Below are 16,720 nucleotides of genomic sequence, written 5' to 3'. Positions count from 1 at the left end.
GGGCCGAACCTGAGCCGAATGTCAGCCCCGCAAAGCGGCGGACACCACCGCGCGCGCCTCCTCCTGGATCCGGGCCAGGTGGTCCGGGCCGTGGAACGACTCGGCGTAGATCTTGTAGACGTCCTCGGTGCCGGACGGGCGGGCCGCGAACCAGCCGTTGCCGGTCACCACCTTGAGCCCGCCGATCGCCGCCCCGTTGCCGGGCGCGCTGGTCAGCACCGCCGTGATCGGCTCGCCGGCCAGCTCCGTCGCGGTCACCTGCTCCGGCGACAGCTTGCCGAGGACGGCCTTCTCCTCGCGGGTGGCCGGCGCGTCGATCCGGGCGTAGGCCGGCTCGCCGAAGCGCGCCGCCAGCGCACGGTAGTGCTCGCTGGGCGTCTTCCCGGTCACCGCGATGATCTCCGAGGCGAGCAGGTCGAGCAGGATGCCGTCCTTGTCGGTGCTCCACGCCCCGCCGTCGCGGCGCAGGAACGAGGCGCCGGCGCTCTCCTCGCCGCCGAACCCGATCGACGCGTCCAGCAGGCCGGGCACGAACCACTTGAAGCCGACCGGCACCTCGATCAGCTTGCGGCCCAGGTCGGCGGCGACCCGGTCGATCATCGAGGAGGAGACCAGGGTCTTGCCGATGCCGGCGTCGGCCCGCCAGCCGTCGCGCACGCGGTAGAGATAGTCGATGGCGACGGCGAGGTAGTGGTTCGGGTTCATCAGCCCGCCGTCCGGGGTGACGATGCCGTGCCGGTCGGCGTCGGCGTCGTTGCCGGTGGCGATCTGGAAGCGGTCCTTCTGCTCGATCAGGGACGCCATCGCGTACGGCGAGGAGCAGTCCATCCGGATCTTGCCGTCCCAGTCCAGGGTCATGAAGCCGAACCGCGGGTCGACCGTCGGGTTGACCACGGTCAGGTCCAGGCCGTGCCGGTCGGCGATCTCACCCCAGTACGCGACGCTGGCGCCACCGAGCGGGTCGGCGCCGATCCGGACCCCGGCGGCACGGATCGCCTCGATGTCGACCACCGAGGGCAGGTCGTCGACGTAGGTGCCGAGGAAGTCGTAGCCGGAGACGGAGGCCGACTCGCGGGCCCGCGCGGCGCTGACCCGGCGGACGTCCTTGAGGCCGCCGGCGATCAGCTCGTTCGCCCGGTCCTGGATCCACCGGGTGGCGTCGGTGTCGGCGGGGCCGCCGTTCGGCGGGTTGTACTTGAAGCCGCCGTCGGCCGGTGGGTTGTGCGAGGGGGTGACCACCACGCCATCCGCTTTGGCACGATTTTTCGTATTAAAGGTGAGAATAGCGTGAGAGACGGCCGGGGTCGGGGTGTACCCGTCCCGGCTGTCGATCAGCACCATGACGCCGTTGGCGGCGAACACCTCCAGCGCGGTCACCTGCGCCGGCTCGCTCAGCGCGTGCGTGTCGCGGCCCAGGAAGAGAGGGCCCTCGGTGCCCTGCTCCCGCCGGTACTCGACGATCGCCTGGCTGGTCGCCGCGATGTGATCCTCGTTGAACGCGGTGTTCAGGCTCGACCCGCGGTGCCCGGAGGTGCCGAACGCGACCCGCTGGGCCACCTCGGCCGGATCCGGGTGCTCGGTGTAGTACCGGGAGATCACCTTCGGCACGTCGATCAGATCGGACGGCTCGGCGGGCTTGCCGGCACGGGCGTGGACGGACATAGCGTGGCCTCCTCGGGGTTTCCCGGATCGTATCCAGCGGCGGACTCCTTGAACCTTTCCGCACCCCCATCCGAACTATCCTGCGTGACCGGGAAACTTCCGCGCCTGTTCGTGCTGCTCGTGCTAGCCCTCGGGGCACTGCTGGCGATCCCGGAGCCGGCCCTCGCGCACGCCGCCACGGTCGGTTCGTCCCCGGCGCCGGGCAGCGTGGTGGGCAGCTCCCCCACCGAGGTCACCGTCACGTTCAGCGAGACGATCACCCCGGTCAGCGGGCACATCCAGGTGGTGGCGCCGGACGGCGAGCGCATCTCCGGCCTGGCCACCGCCCGCGGCGCGGTGCTGCACATCCCGGTGCGCACCGCCGAGCACCCGCTCGGCACCTACCTGATCAGCTTCCGGGTGATCTCCGCGGACAGCCATCCGGTGGGCGGCGCGATCACCTTCTCGGTCGGGGCGCCCTCGGCGCGGCCGCAGGCCGCCGCCACCATCGGGACCGATCCCACGGTCAAGGCCGCTGTCCCCACGTTCAAATTCCTGGGGTACGCCGGTCTGACGCTGATCACGGGTCCCCTCATGTTCCTGCTCTTCCTCTGGCCCCGGCGCCGTTCCCGGGCCGGCGCGATCCGGCTGGTGTGGACCGGCATGGCGCTGACCGCGCTGGCGACCCTGGGCGCGCTGGGCACCCAGGCGCAGCAGGGCAGCGGCGCCGCCCTCTGGCAGGTCTCGGCCGGTGAGCTGGGTGAGGTGGCCACCAGCACGTTCGGGCTGATCCTGCTGGCCCGGCTCGCGATCCTGGCGCTCCTCGCGGTCTCCCTGCGCGCCCTGTTCGCCGGGCAGCTGCGGCCGGGCGAGAAACGGCGGCTCCGGGCGTACCCGAATCGGATCTTGATCTTGATTTTGGGGATCGCCGGGCTGGCGACCTGGCCGCTGACCGGGCACGCGATCGCCGCGCCGATGCCGGCCGTCACGGTGACGGTCGGCGTGGTGCACCTGGCCGCCATGGGCATCTGGATCGGTGGCCTGGTCACGCTGATCGGCGTCCTGCTGCGCGGCACCGACCGCCGGGTGCTCGGCGTGCTGCTGCCGGTCTGGTCCCGCTGGGCCGCCCTGTCGGTGATCTGGCTGGCCCTGGCCGGCAGCGTGCAGGCGGTGGTCCAGGTGGGCACCCCGGCCGCGCTGGTCCAGACCGGGTACGGCCGCCTGCTGCTCGTCAAGCTCGGCGTCCTGGTCCTGGTGCTGGCCGCCGCCGCGGTCGCCCGCCGCCTGGTGCGCCGGTCGGCGTCCGGCAGCGGGCTGCGCCGCACGGTCGGCATCGAGGTGGCCGCCACCGCGGTGATCCTGGCGCTGAGCGCGGTCCTGGTCCAGGTCGACCCGGGCCGGACCGCGGGCGCCCAGGCCGGAGCGGTCACCGGCACCGGGGTGTCGCAGACGCTGACCTGCCCGCTGTACACGCTCCAGTTCAACATCTATCCGGTGGAGCTGGGCGAGTACAACACGGTGCACGCGTTCCTGTACACGCCGGAGGGCAAGCCGCTGCCGCCGGCCGAGTGGCAGGTCAGCACCCAGTTGACGGGTCAGGGGCTGGAGGCGGTGAAGGAGCCGCTGCTGGGCCTGGACCCGCCGCACCACGCTCTGGGCTCGATCTCGTTCCCGCTGCCGGGCACCTACGAGATCGCCTTCACCATCCGGGTCGACGACCTCAACCGGGCCACCGTGAAGACCACGGTCACCGTCCCCCCGAAGCCGTAACCCGGCTGGCCCTGGCGGCCCTATCCCCAGCCAGGAAGAGGCCGTGGGGACCAGCCCGACACCCCCCGGCTGGCACTGACGGCCCTATACCGAGCCGGGAAAGGGCCCTGGAGACCAGCCCGACAACCCCCGGCTGGCACTGACGGCCCTATTCCGAGCCGGGAAAGGGCCCTGCAGACCAGCCCGACAACCCCCGGCTGGCCCTGACGGCCCTATACCGAGCTGGGAAAGGGCCCTGGGGACCAGCCCGACAACCCCGGCTGGCACTGACGGCCCTATACCGAGCTGGGAAAGGGCCGTGGGGACCAGCTTGGGTTAGGGGCGGACGGCGGTGACCGCTGCTGAGGTGTACTGCATGACGAAGCTGCCGCCGAGGCGGTCGATCACCGCGCCGGTCGCCTCCAGGATCTCGGCGAGCCGGTCCGGGGGCACCCGGGTCAGGGCGCCGGAGGTCGGCATCTGGTCCAGATATTCGTCCCGGGTGTACTCCCTCTCCCAGTCGACGTGCCAGATCTCCGGCTCGCCGAAGCGCCCCGTCGCCCGGATCCCCTCCGCCGCCTGGTCCAGGATCGGCCGGTAGCCGTCCAGGGCCGACCCGGGCGGCGTCCGCGCGAAGGCGAACGGCGAGTCCGGCACCAGCCGCCGATACGCCTCACCGAACCCGGCCGCCACCTCGTCCGGCAGCTTGAACGTGTGCCAGAACGGCGCCAGCCGCCCGCCCGGGCGCAGCACCGCCGCGGCCTTGGCCGCCCCGGCCTCCGGGTCGATCCAGTGCCACGCCGTCCCGGCCACCACCAGGTCGAACGTGCGGCCGGCCGGCTCCCATGCCTCGAACGTCGCGACCTCGACTCCGATCCCGGTGGACCGGGCGAACGCCGCCATCCGCGGATCCGGCTCGACCCCGAGCACCGTGCAGCCGAGCTCGCGCAGCTGCCGGGCCTCGATGCCGGTGCCGCAACCGGCGTCGAGCACCGCGCGGCCGGGTGACGCGTCGAGGATCCGCCGGAGCAGCTCGGCGGGATAGGGCGGGCGGGTGCGGTCGTAGCGCCCGGCATCGACGCCGAACGACTCCGCGGCTTGGCGAAGATGATGAGTGGGCATGCGCCCACTCTAGTGGGCAAGCGCCCACTAAGGAAGGCGGTAGGTTGGCCTGGTGCCAACCGGGGTTGCCCTTCGTGACGTGCGCCGCCAGCTCTTCGAGGCCGCCGACCGGATCCTGCTGCGGGACGGGCCGAGCGGGCTGACCAGCCGGGCGGTGACCACCGAGGCCGGCTGCGCCAAAGGTGTGCTGCACCGGCACTTCGACGACTTCGACGCGTTCCTCGCCGACTACGTGCTGGACCGGGTCGAGCAGCTCGCCCCGGAGGCGGTCGCGTTGCGCGAGGCGGCCGGCACCGGCACCGTGGCCGGCAACCTGGCGACAGCGCTCACCGCGGTCTTCGAGTCGGTGGCGGTGGCGATCGTCGCGCTGATCACGTTCCGCGACGGGCTGCGGGCCCGGCTGCGGCGGACCTGGCCGGCCGGGGTGCCGGTGCTCACCGAGGCGGCCCAGATGATCGCCGGTTACCTGGCCGCCGAGCGGGAGTTGGGCCGGGTGCCGGCCGGCGCCGAGGTGGAGGTGCTCGCCGCGATGCTGATCGGCACCGGCCACCTGCTTTTCGCCGACCGCACCGGCGAGCGGCCCGGCCCGGAGCAGGTGCACCGGATGGTGGCGTCAGTGCTCAGTCAGGCCTCGTCGTCATACTGAAAGACCTCGTCCAGGGGCTGCCGGAACAGCCGGGCGATCTGGAAGGCCAGCTCCAGCGACGGCGAGTACTTCCCCTGCTCGATGGCGATCACGGTCTGCCGGGTGACGCCCAGCTCCCGGGCCAGATCAGCCTGCGTCATGCCGCCGGCCGCGGCGCGCAGGGCCCGGATCCGGTTGGTCACCTTGGTGGGTTTCGGCGCCATCAGAAGCCGCGCCGGTAGTAGTAGATCTTCGCCGCCGCCTCGACCAGCGTGGCGAGCAGGCCGCACACGAAGACCAGGTTGCCGATCCAGAACCCGTCGGCGTCGGCCGCGGCCAGCACCAGCGCGCCCATCATGCCGGTGCCCAGGATCGGCACCGCGAGGCGGCCGCCGCGCCGGCCGATCTCCCGGTCCCGCACGTCGATCGCGACCTCCGCGCCCTCCTTGCGGCGCCGGATCGCGACCACCACCTCGACCACGATCGCCACCACGATGGTCCCGACGATGCCGGCGACCATCGACCAGACCATCGGGCCGAACCAGGCGACGTCCTCGATCGGGTTACTCCGCGCCTCGGGCGCCAGATAGGCGAAATAGACCGCCGAGGCCACCACCACGTTGACCAGACCCACCCACACCTGGCGTTCCCCGGTGGTGGTGCGCATCGGTTCACTGTCGACGTCGTCCACGATCCCTCCCCAAGTCAAAAATGTTTGACATCCCGAAGGTAGCACTCGTGTCAAACTTCTTTGACATCGAACACGGCGCAGGTGAGTGCGGAGCGCTTTCTGGGCACAGCACCGGGCATGGATGTCTCGCTTGTCCACCGGGCCGGCGCCGTCGTCGTGGAGGTCCGTGGCAATCTCGATCTGGACAGTGCTCCCGAGCTGGCCGAACGGCTGGACGAGGTGCTCGCCCTCCCGCGTCCGCGGATCGTGATCGACCTGGCCGGCGTCGAGTTCTGCGACTCGATCGGGCTCAGCACGTTCGTGGTCGGCTACAACCGCGCCCGGGCCGCCGGCGGCTGGCTGCGGCTCGCCTGTCCCGGCGAGTTCCTGGAACGCCTGCTCGACACGCTCGGGCTGGCCGGTCGCCTCGGCGTGTACGCGACGGTCGACGACGCCCTGAACGGCCACGCCGACGACATGAGACCGCGCCCGATGCCCTAGTGTCGCGGCGTGCTGATCCTGTTGCCGCCCTCCGAGGGGAAGACTCCGGCCACCACCGGGGACCCGGTCGACCACGCCGGCCTCTGGCTGCCCGAGCTGGGCACCGCCCGCAGCCGGGTGCAGAGCAGGCTGGTGGCGCTCTGCAAGCGGACCAGCGCGCGGTCGGTGGCCGACTCGCTGAGCGTGCTCGGGCTCAGCGAGGGGCAGCGGGGCGAGCTGGCGCGGAACGCGGAGCTGCCGACGGCGCCCGCGGCACCGGCCGCCGAGGTGTACACCGGGGTGCTCTACGAGGCGCTCGACGCCGGCACGCTGGACGAGCCGGCGCGCAAGTGGCTGTTCGAGACCGCGGTGGTGTTCTCCGGGCTGTGGGGCGTGGTGCGCCTCGGTGACCGGATCCCGGCGTATCGCTGCTCGGTCGGCGTCACGCTGCCGGCTCCGGTGGGCGGGCTCACGGCGTACTGGAAGAAGAATTTGCGGACGGCCCTCGATCGCGCGGCGGCCGGCGGACCCGTGCTCGACCTGCGGTCCGGCGCCTACGCCGCGATGTGGGCGCCGCCGGCCGAGGTCGCGGGGCGCGTCGCGGCACTGCGGGTGCTGCACGAGCGGGTGGTCGGCGGGGTGGCGAAACGGTCCGTGGTGAGCCACTTCAACAAGGCGACCAAGGGGCGGCTGGTGCGCGCGCTCGCGGCCGAGAGCGCGTCGCCGGAGTCGGTGGACGAGCTGATCATCGCGATGCGGGACCTGGGCTTCACGGTCGAGGAGACGCCGGAGCCGGCGGGGCGACCCCGCCGGCTCGACATCGTCGTCGCGGAACTGTAGCGACGATTACTGCGCGTCCAGGATGTCCACGATGAAGCGGAGATCCTGATCCTTGTAGGCGAGGGCGGCCGGGATGTCCATCTGGATCCGGCTGCCCACCTTCTGCCCCGGGATGCCCTGGTCCCAGCCGGCGATCAGCTGGCCGGCCCCGATCACCGAGGTGAACGGCTGGTGGCGGCTCCACGAGGAGTCCATCACGGCGCCGCCCTTGTAGGGGATCAGCTTGTAGTTGAAGGTCACCGTCTGACCGGATTTGACCACCGGGCCGGTGCCCGGCACGAGCGGGGTGATCACCAGTTTGGTCAGCGGGCCGCCGGTGCCCGGCTTGATCTCCGGTTCCTTGGACAGGTCGGGCGACAGGGAGGCGGCGGCACCACTGCCCGCGGCCGGCGCCGAGCTTGTGGCGGGCTCCGGCGCGGCGGCCGTCGCCGCGGGCGCGGACGCCGTCTCCTGCTTGTCGTCGTCGCCGTTGCGCACCACGAAGAAGATGACGGCCAGCACCACGAACACGAGCGCGCCGGCCACCCCACCCGCGATGGCCTGGGTACGGCGCTTGTTCGCCGCCACGGTCCGGTCAGTCATCCGCAAGCTCCTCTGGTGATCAGAACGGAAACTCCGGACACCGTACTCGCAGCCGGTACCAATGCCGCGAAGAACCTCCGCCGAATCGCCGATGCGGATGATCAACCGTACGGGCCGTACCCGATCCCGCCCTTCACCCGCCGGGGGGAAGATGAGATCGTTTCAGCGCCTCCCCGAACGAAAGTCTGGAGAACCGTTGCGCCGTCGACGCCCCCCGGTGCCGAATGTGCTGCTGGAACCCGGCGAACCTCGCTGGCGGGATCACCTCGGCCCGGCCGTGGTGATCCTGGTCGGCGTGCTCGTCGTGGTCGCCGTCGGCCTGGTCGTGCGCGCCAGCCGTTCGGACGGCCCGGCGCGCCCCGCACCGGCGGTCGCCGAGGTGACCGACCCCCCGCTGGAGCAGCTGCCGATCCCGCTGCCCAGCCCGTCGATCTCGACCAGCCCGGACCCGGTCAACTCGATCGTGGTGGAGGAGGGCGAGGTGCCGGACACCGTCGACCTCGCCGACGAAGGCACGATCGACTGGGTGCACTGGGGTGAGGCGGGCACCTACTCGCTGGAACGCAGCGCCAAGGGCGGGTTCGCGATCCTGGAGGGCACTCCGGACGCGCCCCGCGAGCGGCACACGCTCAGCCCGCAGCGGTTCCGGTGGAGCGGCGGGACGCCGGAGCCCCGCAACAGCGGGACGACCAGCGGGGTGCGTACCTGCGGGGAGGGCAACGGGTTCACGCTCTCCGCGCCGGCCACCACGAACCCGATGCGGCTGCGGCTCTACCTGGGCGTGTCCGGCGCCCGGGGTCGGCTGAAACTCAAGCTGTCCAGCGGCGGCGAGACGGTCACCTCGGAGATGGTCCAGCGCGGACGTTCCCTGCAGACCGCCAAGTACACCATCGGTTACCAGGCCACCAAGCCCGGCAAGCTCTCCATCGAGTGGATCACGGACGAGTCGTTCGACGCGGACTGCGGCGGGGTCGCCCTCCAGGCAGCGACTCTTTTTTAAGCATTTTTGGTGACTAACCGGCCGGTGCCGGGAAAGGGGAACAGGGTGTTCGCGGGCTGGGGATCGCGGGTCGCCCGCCTCCGCTGGCCGGTGCTGGTCGCCACGCTCGTGGCGGTTCTTGGCGCCGGGCTCTGGGGCATGGGCGTTTTCGGGCAGCTCACCGAGGGTGGCTACGCCGATCCCACGAGCGAGTCGGGCCGGGCCGCCGACGTGGTCGCCCAGGCGATCGGCGGGCAGGGCGGCGACGTCATCGCCATCTACACCCCGGTGCGGGGCACCCCGATCACCGACGCCGCGCTCACCAAGCGGATCAAGGAGCGGCTGTCGTCGCTGCCCGCGGACGCGGTGACCGCGAGTGCGTCGTACTGGGACAAGAAGAATCCGGCGTACGCCGCCGAGGACAAGTCCAGCGCGGTCGCGGTGATCACCCTGGCCGGGGACGACCCGGCGGCGAAGACCGACGCGTACGCCGCGATCGAGGACCGTTTCGCCGTCGACGGCGCCACCGTGCAGCTGGCCGGCAGCATCCCGCTCACCCACGCCTCCAACCAGCGCTCCACCGACGACCTCGGGTTCGCCGAGCTGATCTCGATGCCGGTGGTGCTGATCCTGCTGCTGTTCATCTTCGGCTCGCTGGTCGCGGCGTCGCTGCCGGTGCTGGTCGGTGGCGCGGCGGTGCTCGGCTCGCTGGGCGTGCTGCACGCGATCGCGCTCGGCACCGAGGTGAACTCGTTCGCGGTGAACGTGGCCAGCCTGCTCGGGCTCGGCATGGCGATCGACTACGGGCTGTTCATGGTCGGGCGGTTCCGGGAGGAGCAGGCCGCCGGGCACGATCCGGCGGAGGCGGTGCGGCGGACGGTGGCCACGGCCGGGCGTACCGTCGTCTTCTCCGCGACGCTGCTGATGACCGCGCTCGCCACCCTCCTGCTCTTCCCGCAGGGCTTCCTCAAGTCGCTCGCCTACGGCGGGCTCGCCGCCGTCTTCCTCGCCATGCTGCTCTCGCTCACGCTGCTCCCGGCGATCCTGGCGATCCTCGGCCCGCGCGTCGACAAGCTGCCCATCCGGCTGCCGTTCCGGGCCGCCCAGCCGGGCCGCGGCTGGCGCGGGCTGGCCGCGTTCGTGCTGCGCCGCCCGATCCTGGTGGCGATCCCGATCCTCGCCGGGCTGATCGTGCTCGCCCTGCCGGTCAAGGACGTCCGGTTCGGCGAGAACGACGAGCGCGTACTGCCCGCCGGTGACCCGGCCCGGGTCGCGGTGGAGACGCTCAAGACGTCGTACCCGCAGTTCAGCAGCGACGGCGTCCAGGTGGTGGTGCGCGGCCCCGCCTCCTCGGCGCGCGATCTCGCCACCGAGATCACCAAGATTCCCGGGGTGGCCTCGGTCGACCCGGCCGGCTCGGCGACCGGCGTCACGGTCTTCAACGCGGCGCTGACCAGCACCGACTCGTTCAGCGCCGAGGCCAGGCAGGTGGTCGACGCGATCCGCGCGCTGCCCGCCCCGGCCGGCGGCGAGATCCTGGTCGGCGGCGTCACCGCCCGCAACGTCGACAGCCTGGACGCGATCGCCGACCAGCTGCCGCTGATGATCGGCCTGCTGGCCGGGGCGACCCTGCTGCTGATGTTCCTCGCCTTCGGCTCGGTCCTGCTGCCGATCAAGGCGGTGATCATGAGCGCGCTGAGCCTGAGCGCCACCTTCGGCGTGCTCGTCTGGCTGTTCCAGCAGGGCCACGGCGCGGGATGGTTGTCGGTGACCCCGGCGCCCCTGGAAGCCGGGATCGTCGTGCTGATGGCCGCCGTCGTCTTCGGCCTCTCCACCGACTACGAGGTGTTCCTGCTGTCCCGGATGGTCGAGGCCCGCGCCCGCGGCGCCGCCACCAAGGAGGCGGTCAGCACCGGCCTGACCAGCACCGGCCGCGTGATCAGCGCCGCCGCGCTGCTGCTCATCGTGGTCACCGGCGCCTTCGCCCTGTCCGCGATCAGCACGATGCGCTTCATCGGCGTCGGCATGATCGTCGCGCTGGTGCTGGATGCGACCGTGGTCCGGATGCTGCTGGTCCCGGCGACGCTGGCGCTGCTCGGGGACGCGGCATGGTGGGCGCCCGGGCCGCTGCGGCGCCTCCAGGAAAAGGCGGGGCTCGCCGAGCACACGGATCCGCTGCCCACATCCGGTCCGCTTCCGCCGCTTTCCGGTACGCCCTCAGCCGCCGAAGCCCAGACCGAGATCCTGGACTATGCGGCCGTGGCGGCGCACAGGTCGGCGGCGCTGGCGGGTTCGAACGCCGACACCACCGTGCTGCCGATCATCAAGCCGGTGGAGGAGTCGCTGGTCGCCGCCCCTGACGAAACCTCCATCATCGTCTGGAACGAGGACTCCCTCACCGATTCGTCCGCCGACTCGTCGTCCGAATCCGCGGACGACCCTTCCACCGCCGAATCGTCCCCATCCGAATCCACCGCCGACGCCGCCCCTGAGTCGTCCTCCCTCTCCCCCACCGACGACTCGTCCCCATCCGACACCGCCGCCGACTCTCCCACGACCGAATCCGACCCCGAATCGCCGTCCCTATCCCCCACCGACCACTCGTCCCCATCCGACACCGCCGCCGACTCTCCCACGACCGGAACCGACCCCGAGTCGCCGTCCCTATCCCCCACCGACGACCCGTCCCCATCCGACACCGCCGCCGACTCTCCCACGACCGGAACCGACCCCGAGTCGCCGTCCCTATCCCCCACCGACGACCCGTCCCCATCCGAAACCGCCGGTGACTCTCCCGCGGCCGGATCCTCCGCCGAGTCACCCCGATCCGAATACGCCGCCGGCTCCCTCGCGACCGAATCCTCCGCCGAGTCATCGGCGCTCGAGTCCGCCGCTGACTCGTCCCGGCTTGAGTCCGCCGCCGGCTCGTCCTCGCCCGGATCCTTCGCTGCGTCGTCGTCCGTGGGTGGCTCGTCCCCGTCGGATTCCTCCGACGAATTCCCGGCGGCCGAATCCTCCGCGGACTTCTCTGCTGCCAACCTCACCTCAGCCGAGTCTGCGGTCGGATCCGCCTCGGGTGACTCCTCCGAGCCACCCTCTGCCGGAGCTTCCGTCGAGTCCTCATCGGCCGGCGTTTCCGGTTCCGTCAAGTCCTCGGACGGCGACGCAGCCGCTGAGATCGATGCCGACGACCGACGTTTTGAACCCTCAGCGATCGTTTCCGGTCCATCCCCGGCCGCCGCCAAGCGGGCGACAACAGACCCCGACAACACCGCGGACCAGACCCAGATCCTCCCGATCATCTCCGGCGACCTCCGCTCCGAGCGATCCGAAGTCACTCAGGCGTCAGTACCGACCAGCGCCTCTCCGGCCATCACCGACCCGGCCGATTCGTTGCCCGAGGCGACCCAGCCCAACAAATCCGACTTGACGGAAATAACCGTCTCGCCGGCCGGGGACGCCGAGTCCCTCAACGACCGAGCCAACCTCGAATCGGTCACGGAAACTGGGCGGCCCAGCGAGGCAGCGCCGGTCAGGTCGGTCGAGCCCGTCGCGGACACCGCGAAGGCCGAGGCGGCCGAACCCGTCACGCACACCGCCAACGCCCAGGCGATCGGGCCCGTCGCGGACACCGCCAACGTCAAGGCGACCGAGCCCACCACGGACACCGCCAACGCCGAGGCCGCCAAGCCCACCGCGGAGACCCCCGAGGTCGGGGCGATCGAGCCCGTCGCGGAGAACCCGGAGACCGAGGCGACCAAGGCCGTCGCCGATGCCGACGACGCCGATCCTCCGATCGCGGCTCTGATTCGTTCGCAGATCGCGACACCTACTGAGCAAGAACCCGAGCCGGACCGGGGACTCCCTGCCGAGGAAGCGCCGACCTCCGACGCGAAGCCGTCCGAGCCCCTCGACAGCGACGCGCTCTGGGCCCAGGTCGAGGCAACCTTGGCCGCCGGCGCGGAAGTCGTCGATTCCGCGAAGCCTCGCATCGCCCCCGAAGCCAGCCCTGCGGCCGAACGCGCGCACGACACAATCCCCGTGGCTGAGATCGCCAAGCCAACAGTCACGGTCGTTGCCGGAGCGGGCCCGAACGCCGATATCGACACTAAGCCCTCGCCCGACGACGCCGAGCCCACCGTCGTTGCCGAGGCGGACCGGAACGCCGATATCAGCACCGGGGCCGTGCCCGCGGTCCACGACGAGCGGTCCGCAGCTTCGGAAGACAAAGTTGAGCTCACGGGTGCCGCACCGGTCAGTGCCATTCCGGCGGCCGTGGCCGACGCGTTCACCTGGATGTCCGACCCCCGCATCGCTGGGATCGTCGGCACCACCGACGCACCCAGCGACACCGCGGTCTCCGACTTCCCCTGGCTGACCGGACCGACCACGATCCTCCCCACCACAGGGTCGGCCGCCGCGGAGGTGGCCACGGAATCCGAACCGACCACCGAACCCGAGCCGACGACCGCCGTGGACCCGGTGCCAACCGTCTCGGCAGAGGCGACCACCCCGGCGGATTCGGCCTTCTCCGCCTGGACGCCGAAATCCGGAACCGCTGAGCGGCCGACCCCTCGTCGCCCGCAGACTCTGGACGACTGGCTCGGCGCCAAGCCCCCGGCCCCTGCGGGCCGGGATCGCGCCCCCGAACCGGACCTGACCGCCGACCGCCAGAACCGCCCGGCGACCTTGGGCGACTTCCCCACTCCGCCCCGACGCCGCATCGAGCCGGTGCTCACCGAGGAGGCCGCCAACTCCGCCGAAGCCACGGAGCCAGCCACCGCCGAACCAGCCACCGCGGAACCAGTTACTGCGGGACCGACCGCCCCTGGACCGGCCACCACGGAACCGAACACCGCGGAACCAGTTACCGCGGGACCGAGCACCCCTGGACCGACCACCACGGAACCAGCCACCGCCGAACCAGCTACCGCGGGACCGACCACCACGGAACCAGCCACCACGGGACCGACCACCACGGAACCCACCACCACGGGGCCGAGCACCCCTGCGTCGGCTGCGCCGACACCCGAGGATGCCGTCAGCAAGCCAGTCGACGAACTCGCAGTCTCCGCCGCGGAAAAGGCACCGCCTGCGCCGGACGCCGCTCCCGCGCCGATGGCCGACATCGCCACTGCCGCTGACCCGGCCGCCGAGAAACCAGCCGCTGAAGAGCGCGCCCCTGCCGTCATGGATGAGGCGGCCACCGCATCCGCCACCGACCAGGAGCCAGCCGCCACCGCGGCCACCTCGCCCGCCAACGCGGAACAGCCGCCCACCGCATACACCACCAACCAGGGACCAGCCGCCACACCGGCCACCCCGCCCGCCAACGCGGAACAGCCGCCCACCGCATACACCACCGACCAGGGACCAGCCGCTGGCGGGGAAGAGGCGGCCACCGCACCCAGCACTGACCAGGAACCAGCCGCTATCCCGGCCGGCTCCTCCGTCCGCGCGGAGGGCACCGAACGTCACGCTGACCCGGAATCGGCAACCACACCGGCAGACGAAGCGACCATCGCGACAGAAATCTCCATCGGCGACCAGCCACCGGCCGGCGCTGCGGAAGAGTCGGCCGCCGAACCAGCCGCGGCTGCGGAAGACGCGGACGAGAAGGCCGAACCGGCCACGCCTGCGGAACAGCCGTCTGGTGCGTCCCACCACGGACACCGGCCGCTGACGCTCAACGGCGTGGCCCCGGACAGCTCCGCCCCGGTGAGCCCCGCGGCAGGACGTCGACCACACACGCTCGACGACGTGGCCCCGATCAGCTCGGTCCCGGTGAGTTCCGTGCCAGAACGACGACCACAGACACTCGACGACGTGGCCCCTACCAGCCCGGCCCCGGAGAGCCCCGCGCCAGCACGACGACCACAGACACTCGACGACGTGGCCCCTACCAGCCCGGCCCCGGAGAGCCCCGCGCCAGCACGACGACCACAGACACTCGACGACGTGGCCCCTACCAGCCCGGCCCCGGAGAGTTCCGCGGCAGGACGACGACCACAGACACTCGACGACGTGGCCCCGATCAGCTCGGTCCCGGTGAGTTCCGCGCCGGGCCGGCGACCGCAGACGCTCGACGAATGGCTGCACGGCAACCCCGCCCAGCCCCGCCCCCAGAGTCTCGACGACTGGGTGACCGGCGAGAACCACCAGATCACCCCGCACAACAACCGGCCGGCCGGTTCGGCGGGACCGCGACCGCAGAGCCTCGGCGACCTCCCGATCGGCGACAACCGCCCGGTCAGCTCCGCCGGACCGCGACCGCAGAGCCTCAGCGACTGGCTGAACGCGGGCGAACCCCCGGCGACCACCCGTCGCCCCGCCACCCTGGCCGACCACTTCCCCGACCCGAACCGCGCACGCCCCGCCAACAACGGCCCGGCCACCGGCGCTCCGGGCGGTGACCGCCCCACCAACGGCGGCCCCACGACCCCCGACCTCCGGGAGGCCGACCCGGATCCGACCGCGTCGTGACGGAAAGATCAACAACGCTGGCCGAGGACGAAGACGGGTGACCGGGACCCCTTGCGAGACGCGCGCGGCGGCCGATAGGAGGCGCGGGTAATACAGTGCCTCCGTCAGCGCAGTGCAGAGGGGGAAGTTTCGGATGACCGGCAGTGACCCGACCGTGGGCGTCGACCCGGACCGCCTGGCGGTCTGTCTCGCCGTGTTGGCCGAGGTGGAGGCTCTGCCGCCGGAGCACCCGGACGCGGTGTCCGTGCGGCGGGCGACCGCGGGCCTGTTCAAGACCGTGAAGATTCAGCGGCGCAAGGAGCGGCGCGAGGCCGTGCTGGCCAACGACCGGGCGGTGACCGCGGCGACCGCGACCGGGGCGCCCGGGCGGATCGACGACGAGACCGCCGGCATCCCGCTGAAGAGCGCGACCGCCGGCGCCACCGCGGGTGTGCTGAAGCAGGCCCGCGGCTGTTACGTGTGCAAGCAGCGCTACACCGTGGTCGACGCGTTCTACCACCAGCTCTGCCCGGGCTGCGCCAAGCTCAACCACGACCGCCGGGACGCGCGGACCGACCTGCGCGGGCGGCGGGCGCTGCTGACCGGCGGCCGGGCCAAGATCGGCATGTACATCGCGCTGCGGCTGCTGCGGGACGGGGCGGATCTGACGATCACCACGCGGTTCCCGCACGACGCGGTGCGCCGGTTCACCGCGATGCCGGACAGCGCCGACTGGATCGACCGGCTGCACGTGGTCGGCATCGACCTGCGGGATCCGGCGCAGGTGGTCGGGCTGGCCGAGTCGGTGGCGGCTCGTGGCCCGCTGGACATCCTGGTCAACAACGCGGCGCAGACCGTGCGACGGACCGCCGGGGCGTACTCGGCGATCGCGGCCGCCGAGGCCGAGCCGCTGCCGAGCGGCAAGCTGCCCGAGTTGGAGTACTTCGGTGGTGCCGGCTCCTCCCCGGCCGCCGTGCTCACCGCCGGGGCCGGCTCGCTGACCCCGCAGCAGATCACCGAGCTGGCGCTGACCGCCCGCTCGGTGGCGATCGACGCGGGTGGGCTGGTGCCGGACACCACGGCGACCAACAGCTGGAGCGACCGGGTGCACGAGGTCGACCCGCTGGAGCTCCTCGAGGTCCAGCTGTGCAACGTGACGGCGCCGTTCATCCTGGTCAGCCGGTTGCGCCCGGCGATGACCGCGTCACCGTTCCCCCGGCGTTACGTGGTGAACGTCTCCGCCATGGAGGGCATCTTCAACCGCGGCTACAAGGGCGCCGGCCACCCGCACACCAACATGGCCAAGGCCGCGCTGAACATGCTGACCCGCACCAGCGCGGTCGACATGTTCGCCGACGGCATCCTGATGACCAGTGTGGACACCGGCTGGATCACCGACGAGCGGCCGCACCCGACCAAGATGCGGCTGCACGAGGAGGGCTTCCACGCCCCGCTCGACCTGGTCGACGGCGCGGCCCGGGTGTACGACCCGATCGTCCGCGGCGAGCAGGGCGAGGACGTCTACGGCTGCTTCCTGAAGGACTACGTGCCGGTGGCCTGGTGAGCGACC

Annotated in this window: 12 protein-coding genes; 7 read left to right on the top strand and 5 right to left on the bottom strand. The window is 71.8% G+C overall.

Annotation, left to right across the window (positions count from 1 at the left end; translation table 11 throughout):
• Nucleotides 1-21: 21 nt before the first annotated feature.
• Complete coding sequence (gene pgm, locus Aiant_RS36845; RefSeq protein WP_189331631.1) at nucleotides 22-1,662, bottom strand: phosphoglucomutase (alpha-D-glucose-1,6-bisphosphate-dependent); 1,641 nt, start codon at nucleotides 1,660-1,662, stop codon at nucleotides 22-24.
• An 84-nt stretch (nucleotides 1,663-1,746) separates the two neighbouring features.
• Between pgm and Aiant_RS36840 the strand changes: the two genes are divergently transcribed.
• The gene (locus Aiant_RS36840; RefSeq protein ID WP_229830267.1) at nucleotides 1,747-3,411 is read left to right on the top strand and encodes a copper resistance CopC/CopD family protein; all 1,665 of its coding nucleotides are present in this window, start codon (nucleotides 1,747-1,749) and stop codon (nucleotides 3,409-3,411) included.
• A 315-nt stretch (nucleotides 3,412-3,726) separates the two neighbouring features.
• Here the strand turns inward: Aiant_RS36840 and Aiant_RS36835 are convergent, their stop codons facing one another.
• Nucleotides 3,727-4,512: a class I SAM-dependent methyltransferase gene (locus tag Aiant_RS36835; RefSeq protein WP_189331632.1), complete on the bottom strand. Its 786-nt coding sequence runs from the start codon at nucleotides 4,510-4,512 to the stop codon at nucleotides 3,727-3,729.
• 52 nt (nucleotides 4,513-4,564) lie between these two features.
• Between Aiant_RS36835 and Aiant_RS36830 the strand changes: the two genes are divergently transcribed.
• Nucleotides 4,565-5,158, top strand: coding sequence for a TetR/AcrR family transcriptional regulator (locus Aiant_RS36830; protein ID WP_189331633.1), 594 nt, complete (start codon nucleotides 4,565-4,567; stop codon nucleotides 5,156-5,158).
• Here Aiant_RS36830 and Aiant_RS36825 read toward each other — a convergent pair.
• Complete coding sequence (locus Aiant_RS36825) at nucleotides 5,137-5,361, bottom strand: helix-turn-helix transcriptional regulator (protein WP_189331634.1); 225 nt, start codon at nucleotides 5,359-5,361, stop codon at nucleotides 5,137-5,139. The two genes, Aiant_RS36830 and Aiant_RS36825, sit on opposite strands and share 22 nt — an antisense overlap.
• Entirely contained in the window at nucleotides 5,361-5,828 is a 468-nt protein-coding gene (locus tag Aiant_RS36820; RefSeq protein ID WP_189331635.1) for a hypothetical protein, read from the bottom strand. Before Aiant_RS36820 ends, Aiant_RS36825 begins: the two co-directional genes overlap by 1 nt.
• Before the next feature lie 117 nt (nucleotides 5,829-5,945).
• Here Aiant_RS36820 and Aiant_RS36815 point away from each other — a divergent pair, with 117 nt between their 5' ends.
• Both Aiant_RS36815 and yaaA read left to right on the top strand, forming a co-directional pair.
• Entirely contained in the window at nucleotides 5,946-6,308 is a 363-nt protein-coding gene (locus Aiant_RS36815) for an STAS domain-containing protein (protein ID WP_189331636.1), read from the top strand.
• A 9-nt stretch (nucleotides 6,309-6,317) separates the two neighbouring features.
• Nucleotides 6,318-7,127, top strand: coding sequence for a peroxide stress protein YaaA (gene yaaA / locus Aiant_RS36810; RefSeq protein ID WP_189331637.1), 810 nt, complete (start codon nucleotides 6,318-6,320; stop codon nucleotides 7,125-7,127).
• Nucleotides 7,128-7,133: 6 nt separating this feature from the next.
• Here the strand turns inward: yaaA and Aiant_RS36805 are convergent, their stop codons facing one another.
• Nucleotides 7,134-7,709, bottom strand: coding sequence for an FKBP-type peptidyl-prolyl cis-trans isomerase (locus Aiant_RS36805; protein WP_189331638.1), 576 nt, complete (start codon nucleotides 7,707-7,709; stop codon nucleotides 7,134-7,136).
• Between the two features lie 226 nt (nucleotides 7,710-7,935).
• Between Aiant_RS36805 and Aiant_RS36800 the strand changes: the two genes are divergently transcribed.
• From Aiant_RS36800 to Aiant_RS36790, 3 genes are all read left to right on the top strand, one after another.
• Entirely contained in the window at nucleotides 7,936-8,709 is a 774-nt protein-coding gene (locus Aiant_RS36800; RefSeq protein WP_189331639.1) for a hypothetical protein, read from the top strand.
• Between the two features lie 9 nt (nucleotides 8,710-8,718).
• The gene (locus Aiant_RS46715; protein WP_280528222.1) at nucleotides 8,719-15,171 is read left to right on the top strand and encodes an MMPL family transporter; all 6,453 of its coding nucleotides are present in this window, start codon (nucleotides 8,719-8,721) and stop codon (nucleotides 15,169-15,171) included.
• A 133-nt stretch (nucleotides 15,172-15,304) separates the two neighbouring features.
• Complete coding sequence (locus Aiant_RS36790; RefSeq protein WP_189331640.1) at nucleotides 15,305-16,714, top strand: SDR family oxidoreductase; 1,410 nt, start codon at nucleotides 15,305-15,307, stop codon at nucleotides 16,712-16,714.
• Nucleotides 16,715-16,720: the final 6 nt, after the last annotated feature.

Source organism: Actinoplanes ianthinogenes, assembly GCF_018324205.1.
GTDB classification, from domain to species: domain Bacteria; phylum Actinomycetota; class Actinomycetes; order Mycobacteriales; family Micromonosporaceae; genus Actinoplanes; species Actinoplanes ianthinogenes.
Note: the sequence above shows the minus strand (reverse complement) of the source record. Positions and strands in the feature narration are given on the sequence as shown.

Coding starts and splice junctions, on each gene's coding strand:
- Aiant_RS36805 (WP_189331638.1), bottom strand. CDS start 7,709: ATGACTGACCGGACCGTGGCGGCGAACAAGCGCCGTACCCAGGCCATC.
- Aiant_RS36815 (WP_189331636.1), top strand. CDS start 5,946: ATGGATGTCTCGCTTGTCCACCGGGCCGGCGCCGTCGTCGTGGAGGTC.
- Aiant_RS36790 (WP_189331640.1), top strand. CDS start 15,305: ATGACCGGCAGTGACCCGACCGTGGGCGTCGACCCGGACCGCCTGGCG.
- pgm (WP_189331631.1), bottom strand. CDS start 1,662: ATGTCCGTCCACGCCCGTGCCGGCAAGCCCGCCGAGCCGTCCGATCTG.
- Aiant_RS36835 (WP_189331632.1), bottom strand. CDS start 4,512: ATGCCCACTCATCATCTTCGCCAAGCCGCGGAGTCGTTCGGCGTCGAT.
- Aiant_RS36825 (WP_189331634.1), bottom strand. CDS start 5,361: ATGGCGCCGAAACCCACCAAGGTGACCAACCGGATCCGGGCCCTGCGC.